The organism is Burkholderia sp. GW821-FHT14F03 (genome assembly GCF_058803765.1).
This window is the reverse complement of record NZ_JBXAPG010000099.1, coordinates 1-6,823: the sequence shown is the minus strand read 5'-3', so window position 1 is coordinate 6,823 and position 6,823 is coordinate 1. Positions and strand designations below refer to the sequence as shown.

General features: G+C 69.1%; 8 protein-coding genes. 4 read left to right on the top strand and 4 right to left on the bottom strand.

Going from position 1 to position 6,823, the window contains the following annotated elements:
• Nucleotides 1-93 precede the first annotated feature (93 nt).
• From AC1RQF_RS32965 to AC1RQF_RS32955, 3 genes are all read right to left on the bottom strand, one after another.
• Nucleotides 94-1,170, bottom strand: coding sequence for an NAD(P)H-dependent flavin oxidoreductase (locus AC1RQF_RS32965; RefSeq protein ID WP_274002423.1), 1,077 nt, complete (start codon nt 1,168-1,170; stop codon nt 94-96).
• A 56-nt stretch (nt 1,171-1,226) separates the two neighbouring features.
• Nucleotides 1,227-1,379 carry a hypothetical protein gene (locus AC1RQF_RS32960; RefSeq protein ID WP_274002425.1) on the bottom strand — a complete coding sequence of 51 codons (153 nt, stop codon included), beginning with the start codon at nt 1,377-1,379 and terminating at the stop codon, nt 1,227-1,229.
• A 221-nt stretch (nt 1,380-1,600) separates the two neighbouring features.
• On the bottom strand, nt 1,601-3,184 hold the full coding sequence (locus AC1RQF_RS32955) for an acid phosphatase (RefSeq protein WP_492874295.1): 1,584 nt from the start codon (nt 3,182-3,184) through the stop codon (nt 1,601-1,603).
• A gap of 219 nt (nt 3,185-3,403) precedes the next feature.
• Here AC1RQF_RS32955 and AC1RQF_RS32950 point away from each other — a divergent pair, with 219 nt between their 5' ends.
• The 3 genes from AC1RQF_RS32950 (at nt 3,404) to AC1RQF_RS32940 (ending at nt 5,692) form a co-directional block, all read left to right on the top strand.
• A complete protein-coding gene (locus AC1RQF_RS32950) occupies nt 3,404-4,732 on the top strand; it encodes a cytochrome-c peroxidase (RefSeq protein WP_443111567.1) in 1,329 nt (442 codons plus the stop codon).
• 83 nt (nt 4,733-4,815) lie between these two features.
• Entirely contained in the window at nt 4,816-5,202 is a 387-nt protein-coding gene (locus tag AC1RQF_RS32945) for a hypothetical protein (RefSeq protein WP_274002430.1), read from the top strand.
• A 22-nt stretch (nt 5,203-5,224) separates the two neighbouring features.
• Nucleotides 5,225-5,692, top strand: a complete 468-nt coding sequence (locus tag AC1RQF_RS32940) for an NUDIX hydrolase (RefSeq protein WP_443111568.1) — start codon at nt 5,225-5,227, stop codon at nt 5,690-5,692.
• 103 nt (nt 5,693-5,795) lie between these two features.
• Here the strand turns inward: AC1RQF_RS32940 and fabI are convergent, their stop codons facing one another.
• Entirely contained in the window at nt 5,796-6,587 is a 792-nt protein-coding gene (gene fabI, locus AC1RQF_RS32935; protein WP_274002432.1) for an enoyl-ACP reductase FabI, read from the bottom strand.
• A 54-nt stretch (nt 6,588-6,641) separates the two neighbouring features.
• Here fabI and AC1RQF_RS32930 point away from each other — a divergent pair.
• Nucleotides 6,642-6,823, top strand: a 182-nt coding sequence (locus tag AC1RQF_RS32930) for a hypothetical protein (RefSeq protein ID WP_492874292.1), incomplete at its 3' end; no start/stop codon positions are given.

The following is a 6,823-nucleotide window of genomic DNA, read 5'->3' as shown; positions in this document are numbered from 1 at the left end:
CCCCCCCCCCCCCCCCCCCCCCCCCCCCCCCCCCCCCCCCCCCCCCCCCCCCCCCCCCCCCCCCCCCCCCCCCCGCCTGCATGGGGCGGGGGCTCAGCCGAACGCCGCGACGGTTTCCTCGGCGAGCGCATGCACGAGCGCGCCGGCCGGGATGCCGTGGTCGCGCCGGCGGCTCAGGCCCGCGGCCTGGCCGGCCCACATCGAGATGAAGTCGGGGCGGTTCGCCGCGCCCGCGGCCTTGCGGATCTCGGCTGTCAGTGCGTTCTGGATCGGATAGGCGGGCACCTCGCGCTCGAACTCGACCATGCGCTCGATGTAGTGGTTGACGATGCCGCGCGCGGGGCGGCCCGTGAAGGTGCGGCTCGTGCGCGTGGAGGTGTCGGTCGACTCGCGGATCTGCGCCTGCCACAGCGGATGGATCGGCGATTCGGCGCTGGTCAGGAAGGCCGTGCCCAGCTGCGCGGCCTGCGCGCCGAGCGTGAGCGCGGCGGCGATGCCGCGGCCGTCCATGATGCCGCCCGCGGCGATCACGGGCAGCGGCACCGCGTCGGCGATCTGCGGCACGAGGGCGAGCGTGCCGATCATGCTGGCGTCCGGATGGCCGAGGAAGGTGCCGCGATGGCCGCCGGCTTCCGCGCCCTGCGCGCAGATGATGTCCGCGCCGTTGGCGGCCCAGGCGCGCGCCTCGGCGACGCTGGTGGCGGTGCCGATCACGAGGCTGCCGGCGTCGTGCAGGCGCTTGACCGACGGGGCGTCGAGCAGGCCGAACGTGAAGCTCGCGACCGGCACCTTCAATGCGATGAGCGCCTCGAGCTGCTGGCGGAAATCCTCGCAGTAGCGCGCGAGCGGCTGGCCGGGCGCGAGGCCCAGCTCGGCGCGGATCGGCTCCAGCCGTTCGAGCGCGGCGTTGACCTCGGCCTCGCTCGGCGCGGGCGTGTCGAGCACGAACAGGTTGATCGCGAACGGCTTCGACGTGCCCGCGCGGATCGTCGCGGCCTGCGCGCGGATCGCGTCGGGGCTCAACCCGGCGGCGGCGAGCGAGCCGAGACCGCCGGCGTTGGAGACCGCGATCACCATTTCAGGCGTCGAGCCGCCGTTCATCGGGCCTTGCACGATGGGCAGGGCGATGCCGAGCCGTTGGGTCAGCGGAGTGGAAAGCGAGCGTGGCATGGTCTGTTCCTCGAACGTGAAATGAGCAATCTGACTGGAGGCGCGGCGTCGTTATTCTAGAGCCCGCCGGGCGCATCGCCGCGCGGGCCGTGTTCCCGGCGGCGCGCGGCGGCCCGCTGGTCGGCCTGGTACAGCAGCAACAGGAACTTGTAGAACAGCGAGCACGCGACCGCGGCGATGCCGATGGTGACCAGGATGGCGTCCAGCATGAAAGGCGTCTCCAGATGGGGTGGCGCGGCGCGCGAGGCGGGCGCATTAAACATGCGCATGATATGAATTTTATCGGATCCGTGGGATGAAAAATACAGATGCAGGGTTTCTCTAAACGAGAACGGTCGCCGGGCGCGGCGCGGCGGGACGAAAAAAAGGGCGGCCGGAGCCGCCCTGCGAAGTCGTGATCGTGAAGATTATCGCGGCGTCGACGCCGTGCTTACTGGCCCGTCGACAGGTTGAGCGCGTTGGTCAGGTCGCCCATCGGCTTGCCGCCATTCGCGACCAGCGCGTCGTCGCGCTGCTTGAGGCCCGCGAGGCGCGGCAGCGAGAAGCGGCGCGTGATGAAGCGCAGAATCGACGCGGTGTCGTACGGCGTGTGGTCGACGAAGCCCTGCTTGGAGTACGGCGAGATGATGAGCGCCGGAATCCGCGAGCCCGGGCCCCAGCGGTCGCCCTTGGGCGGCGCGACGTGATCCCAGAAGCCGCCGTTCTCGTCGTAGGTGACCACCACCACCATGTTGTTCCACTGCGGGCTCTTCTGCAGATGCGCGATCACGTCGGCGATGTGCTGGTCGCCCGAGGCGACGTCGGTGTAGCCCGCATGCTCGTTCAGGTTGCCCTGCGGCTTGTAGAACGACACCTGCGGCAGCGTGCCGGCGTCGATCGCCTTGATGAACTCGGTGCCGTTCACGCCGCCGTCGAGCAGATGCTGCGCCCGGCTCGCCGAGCCGGGCGCCTGGTTCGCGTAGAAGTTGAACGGCTGGTGATGCGGCTGGAAGTTCGGCGCGGTCATGTTCGGGCCGTAGATCACGCCCGAGGTGCCGCTTTGCGCGGCCTGCAGCGCCTGGTTCCAGGCGCCGCCGTACCACGCCCACGAGACGTTCGCGGCGCTCAGCAGGTCGCCGATGTTCTGCTGCGTCTGCGGCGGCAGCGTCGTGGCCACTGCCGGATCGGCGAGCGTCGGGTCGCCGCCCGCCGGGCTCTTGTTGCCGCTCGGCTGGTACGGCGGCTGCATCGTGTTGATCGCGTAGAAGTCCGGCGTCAGGTTGCCCGAGTTCACGTACTTCGGCGGGCCGCTTTGCGCCGACGCCGGCGAGTTGGTCGCAGTCTTGAGCGACACGCCGTCCGCGTTCAGCACCGAAACCGAGCCGGCCGCCGGGCTCTTGTCGGCGTTGGCGTAGTAGGGCGCGCACGCGCAGATCAGGTACTGGTGGTTCAGGAACGAACCGCCGAACGCGCCCATGAAGAAGTTGTCCGCGAGCGTGTATTGCTGCGCGATCTTCCACAGCGGCAGCTTCGACGCGTTGGTGTTGTAGTGGCCCATCACGAGGCCGCCCGAATCGGCCCACGCGGCGAACATGTTGTTCTTGCCGCCGTTGATCTGCATCTGGTTCTCGTAGAACCGGTGGTACAGATCGCGCGTGGTCACGTTCATCGAGGTATTGAAGCCCTGCGGATCGTCGATCGCGAACGGCGCGTTCGCCAGGTTCGCGGTCATCGCTTCCGTCACGGCGGGCGTCACGCCGCTGGCGGTCAGGCCGTTCCAGATCTTCGGCAGCGTCGCGAGCGGGGTGCCATCGCGATCGAGCTGCTGCGCGCTCGCGGCCGCCAGGTTCTGCAGGCCGTTCGCGCCCGGGAAGGCGCCGTACAGGTTGTCGAAGCTGCGGTTCTCCGCGTAGATCACGACGACGTTCTTGACCGCCGTCAGGCCCGGCGACGCAATATCATCCCCGCCGCATGCGCTCAGGCCGATAGCCGCTGCCAACGCGATGGGCGTGACGCGGATCCAGGTTTTCTTCATTCGTTGTCTCTCTTGTGTACCGAGGGACCGGCGTGCTGCGCGGCCATTCGCCGGACGCGCGCTGAACTGGTTTTGACAGCCGGCTGCGCGAATTATGTAAGGCGCGTTTGACAGCGGAATGTAGTGGAGCTTTCGATAAGCTATCAATGTAATCGTCACGGAAATGACATGCGACTGACATACGCTCGCGCCTCTCTTCCCTTGACTCGTGCCGATTCGATGATGCGTCGCCTGCCTGCCCAGCTGTCCCGGATCCTTGCGCCGCGCGCCGCGCTGGGCGTGTTCGCGCTCGCCGCGGCGCTCGCCGGCTGCCATGAGCGCACACCCGACGCGCCGGTCGCGCCCGCCGCCGCCGCGGCGGCGAGCGGCGCGGCCGTGGTCAGCGACCAGCCGCAGACGCGTGCGCAGGTTTACGAAGGCGTCAGGCGAATGACGGCGCTTGGCAAGGCGATGTTCTTCGATCCGTCGCTGTCGGGCTCGGGCAAGCTGGCATGCGCGTCGTGCCACAGCCCCGAACACGGCTTCAGCCCGCCGAACGCGCTGGCGGTGCAGCTCGGCGGCGACGACCTGAGCAAGCCGGGCTTCCGCGCGGCGCCCACGCTCAAGTACCTGCAGTCGGTGCCCGCGTTCAGCGAGCACTATCACGACTCCGACGACGAGGGCGACGAGAGCGTCGACAACGGTCCGACGGGCGGCCTGACCTGGGACGGCCGCGTCGACAGCGGTGCGGAACAGGCGCGCATCCCGTTGACCTCGTCGTTCGAGATGAACAGCACGCCCGCGAAGGTGGCGCGCGCGGTGCGCGCGGCGCCGTACGCGGCGGAATTCCGCGCGACCTTCGGCGCGCGCGTGCTCGACGACGACGACGCGGCCTTCGCCGCGGTGCTGCGCGCGCTCGGCACCTTCGAGCAGACGCCCGAGGTGTTCTATCCGTACACCAGCAAGTACGACGCGTACCTCGCCGGCCGCGCGCGGCTGACGCCCGCCGAACTGCGCGGCCTGCAGGTGTTCAACGACGAGAAAAAGGGCAACTGCGCAAGCTGTCACCTGAGCCAGCGCGCGCTCGACGGCACGCCGCCGCAGTTCAGCGACTTCGGGCTGATCGCGGTCGGCGTGCCGCGCAACCGCGCGCTGCCGGTGAATCGGGATCCGAAGTTCCACGATCTCGGCGCCTGCGGCCCGGAGCGGCAGGACCTGAAGGGGCGCGCGGAATTCTGCGGGCTGTTCCGCACGCCGACGCTGCGCAACGTCGCGCTGCGCAAGAGCTTCTTCCACAACGGCATCTATCACACGCTCGAGGATGTGATGCGTTTCTACGCGGAGCGCGACACGAATCCCGAGAAGTTCTATCCGGTGCGGCACGGCGTCGTGCAGAAATACGACGATCTGCCGAAGCAGTACTGGGGCAATCTCAACACCGATCCGCCGTTCGATCGCAAGCGCGGCGATCCGCCGGTGCTGAACGAAGCCGAGATCAAGGATGTGATCGCTTTCCTGCAGACCCTCACTGACGGCTATCAAGCGGGCGCGGCCGCGCCGGCCCGCTGAGCACGGCGGCCATGCTATCCTCGTCCGCTGTCGCCCGCGCGGACCTGCCGCGCGGTGATCCGATCGCCCACGAGGAGAACCCGATGTCCAAGCGAGCTTCCCTGTCCATCCTGGCGCGCGTGCTGGCCGCCGGCGCGCTGGCCGCCGGTGCCTGTGGCGCGCACGCGCAGAACAACCTGAATTTCCTGAACGACACGCCGGTCAGCTATTTCAGCAAGGCGGACACCGCCTCGCTGACGAAGGCCGTGCAGCACGTGCGCGACGATGGCAAGGATGGCGAAACAGTCGATTGGCAGAATGATCGGAAAGGCACGCCCATCGCGGCGAAGCTCACGCCGACGACGGCCGACGACGGCGGCCGCACGTGCCGCGAGATCGTCGTCGAGATCAGCGCGAAGGGGCAGTCGATGACGCTCAAGCCGCGCTTCTGCAAGACGGCGGCGGGCCAGTGGGCGCTGCAAAAGCGCTGAGCCCGCGCGGTCGGAACGACGCATGATGCGCGCCAGCCGGTCCCGCACGTTGTCGTGCGGGGTCGTGATCCTCGATGAACAGGGCCGCGTGCTGCTTGCGCACGCGACCGAGACGACCCACTGGGACATTCCGAAAGGGCAGGGCGAGCCGGGCGAGACCGCGCAGCAGGCGGCGCTGCGCGAGCTGGTCGAGGAAACCGGGATCACGCTCGCGCCCGCGCGGCTGGTCGACCTCGGCCGCTTCGCGTACCGGCCCGACAAGGACCTGTATCTGTTCGCCGCGCGCGCGGTGTCCGCCGAGATCGATCCGTCGCGCTGCGTGTGCACGTCGTTCTTCCCGAGCCGCGCCAGCGGCGCGATGATTCCCGAGATGGATGCGTTCCGCTGGACGTCGCCCGACGAGATCGAGCGCTACGCGAGCCGCAGCCTCGCGCGCCTGTTCCGCACGCTGGTGTCGCTGGCCGACCTGCATCGCACGCTGCCCGCGTGAGCGGCGGCGCGCCGCGCCACAGCAAGAACGCCCCGGCGGCCGGCGTGGAGGCCGGCCGCCGGGGCGCGTTCGCGCGTGGGACGCGCGCTTGCCCGCTTACTCCTTACTCTTCGAGGCCCGCCATGCCGCCGACGACGGCGTTGAAGCCGCTGTCGACGTGCATGATCTCGGCCGTCACGCCGCTCGCGAGATCCGACAGCAGGAACGCGCTGGTGTTGCCGACCTGCTCGATCGTCACGTTGCGCTTGAGCGGCGCATTGTGCTCGACGAATTCGAGGATCTTGCCGAAGCCCTTGATGCCGCTCGCGGCCAGCGTCTTGATCGGGCCGGCCGAAATGCCGTTCACGCGGATGCCCTTGGCGCCGAGCGAGACGGCGAGGTAGCGGACGCTGGCTTCGAGCGCGGCCTTCGCGACGCCCATCGTGTTGTAGTTCGGAATCGCCTTCTCGGCGCCGAGGTAGGACAGCGTCAGCAGCGATGCGTCGTTCGACAGGAGCGGCAGCGCGGCCTTGGCGAGCGCCGGGAAGCTGTATGCCGAGATGTCGTGCGCGATGCGGAAGCTCTCGCGCGACAGGCCGTCGAGGAAGTCGCCCGCGATGGCCTCGCGCGGCGCGAAGCCGATCGAGTGGACGAGGCCGTCGAGACGGTCCCAGTGCTGGCCGAGCGAGGCGAACAGCGCGTCGATCTGCGCATCGTCGGCGACGTCGCACGGGAACACCAGCGTGCTGTCGAACTCCGCGGCGAATTCGGTGACGCGATCCTTGAAGCGATCGCCGACGTAGGTGAACGCGAGTTCGGCGCCTTCGCGATGACAGGCCCTGGCGATGCCGTAAGCGATCGAGCGGTTCGACAGCAGGCCCGTCAGCAGAATGCGTTTACCGGCGAGAAAGCCCATGAATTCTCCTATTGAAGCGCGCGCCCGTGCGAGTTCGGCGGGCGGCGGATGGTCATGATCGGTTTTGAGTGGGTAGAATTCTCTCACATTGGCATTCCCGATCGACCGACAGGCTTCTATGACGACAGGTTCGCCCGCGGCCGCCCGGCCGCAACCGCCGCACGCGTCGCAACCGTCACGCCGCGCGGCAGCGCGACGAACCGCCGGCGCGCCGCGCCGGCTCGCGCGCGCCGCGG

Excerpts from the sequence above, each read along its gene's own strand:
- AC1RQF_RS32960 (WP_274002425.1), bottom strand. The coding sequence starts at position 1,379 with ATGCTGGACGCCATCCTGGTCACCATCGGCATCGCCGCGGTCGCGTGC.
- AC1RQF_RS32965 (WP_274002423.1), bottom strand. The coding sequence starts at position 1,170 with ATGCCACGCTCGCTTTCCACTCCGCTGACCCAACGGCTCGGCATCGCC.
- AC1RQF_RS32940 (WP_443111568.1), top strand. The coding sequence starts at position 5,225 with ATGATGCGCGCCAGCCGGTCCCGCACGTTGTCGTGCGGGGTCGTGATC.
- AC1RQF_RS32945 (WP_274002430.1), top strand. The coding sequence starts at position 4,816 with ATGTCCAAGCGAGCTTCCCTGTCCATCCTGGCGCGCGTGCTGGCCGCC.
- fabI (WP_274002432.1), bottom strand. The coding sequence starts at position 6,587 with ATGGGCTTTCTCGCCGGTAAACGCATTCTGCTGACGGGCCTGCTGTCG.
- AC1RQF_RS32955 (WP_492874295.1), bottom strand. The coding sequence starts at position 3,184 with ATGAAGAAAACCTGGATCCGCGTCACGCCCATCGCGTTGGCAGCGGCT.
- AC1RQF_RS32950 (WP_443111567.1), top strand. The coding sequence starts at position 3,404 with ATGATGCGTCGCCTGCCTGCCCAGCTGTCCCGGATCCTTGCGCCGCGC.